Annotated in this window: 1 protein-coding gene; it reads left to right on the forward strand. The window is 42.2% G+C overall.

Features of this window, described 5'->3' with window-relative positions:
- Nucleotides 1-10: 10 nt before the first annotated feature.
- A partial coding sequence (locus tag DRF60_RS20925) for a DUF6443 domain-containing protein (RefSeq protein ID WP_238640276.1) occupies nt 11-481 on the forward strand: 471 nt, incomplete at its 3' end.

Raw genomic sequence — 481 nt, forward strand, 5'->3', positions numbered from 1 at the left:
CTAACACACGATGAAAAAGATAATCATTCCAATCAGTACTTTGTTTGTGACAGGACTAGCCTATGCACAGACAACCCCAAGTACTACAGAAAATTACGTCTATTCAAAAACATATCTTTCAGACCCTGCCCTTTCAACCCCCAAAACCTCAGAAACTGTTCAGTATTTTGACGGGTTGGGAAGACCAAAACAGGTAGTGAATATCAAAGCTTCACCACTAGGAAGAGATGTGGTTACCCATATCGAATATGATGGATTCGGAAGGCAGGTAAAAGACTTTTTGCCTGTTCCACAATCTGGAACTCAGAATGGGGCTATTGTTCCTGGCCCTCTGACCAACGCCACCCAACCCGGAATTTATGGTTCGGAAAAGATCTATGCCGAAAAAGTGCTGGAAAATTCGCCTCTTGACAGAATCCTTGAACAAAAGCAAGTAGGAAATGACTGGATCAATAAACCCGTAAAATTTGGCTATGATGCT

The organism is Chryseobacterium elymi (assembly GCF_003385495.1).
GTDB classification, from domain to species: domain Bacteria; phylum Bacteroidota; class Bacteroidia; order Flavobacteriales; family Weeksellaceae; genus Chryseobacterium; species Chryseobacterium elymi.